This window comes from Brucella grignonensis, assembly GCF_002252505.1.
Classification (GTDB): domain Bacteria; phylum Pseudomonadota; class Alphaproteobacteria; order Rhizobiales; family Rhizobiaceae; genus Brucella; species Brucella grignonensis.
In genome coordinates this window covers 1-587 of the sequence record NZ_NNRL01000048.1, presented here as the reverse complement: position 1 = coordinate 587, position 587 = coordinate 1, and the positions used below count along the sequence as shown (strand labels likewise).

Here is a 587-nt window from a genome sequence, read left to right as displayed (position 1 = left end):
CGCGCGCCGGCTCGATCTCCTGTTCCATCTTGTCGACAACACAAGGCAAGCGATCCGGGTCGGCACAGCGCAGCCGGTTCGCGACGCAAAACGTCTGACCCGGCTGCTTTGCGAGAAGATCGACACCGTCGATCCGGGTTTCTGGATCGAGACTATGGAGCTTGCGGCAATCGTCGTCGAGCCATTGCGGGATCGGCAGATTATATTCTCGCTGGTCGAGGAACCGCAGGCGGATATTTCGGACCTGATCGATGTCCTTGCGAATCGTGTCGGAGAAAATCGCCTTTGCCGTTTCACGCCCGTCCAAAGCGATGTCCCCGAGCGCTCCGTCGCTTGTGTCCCGCCGCTCTCCCCTGAAATGGGCGCGACCTGGGACGGTGACTGGCCGCGGCCGCCGCGCCTGCTGTCCCAGCCGGAACCGATCGAGACCATGGCGCTTCTGCCCGACAATCCGCCGGTGTGGTTTACATGGCGCGGCGTTCGCCGGCGGGTTCGCCGCGCCGACGGGCCGGAACGCATTCGCGGCGAGGGGTGGAAGCGCGACGCGGAAACCGCAACCGTGCGGGACTATTTTCGGGTCGAGGATG

1 pseudogene is annotated in these 587 nt (G+C 64.2%); it reads left to right on the top strand.

From position 1 onward, the window contains the following. Nucleotides 1-587: pseudogene (locus CEV33_RS00690) on the top strand (DNA polymerase Y family protein); the annotation flags it as partial.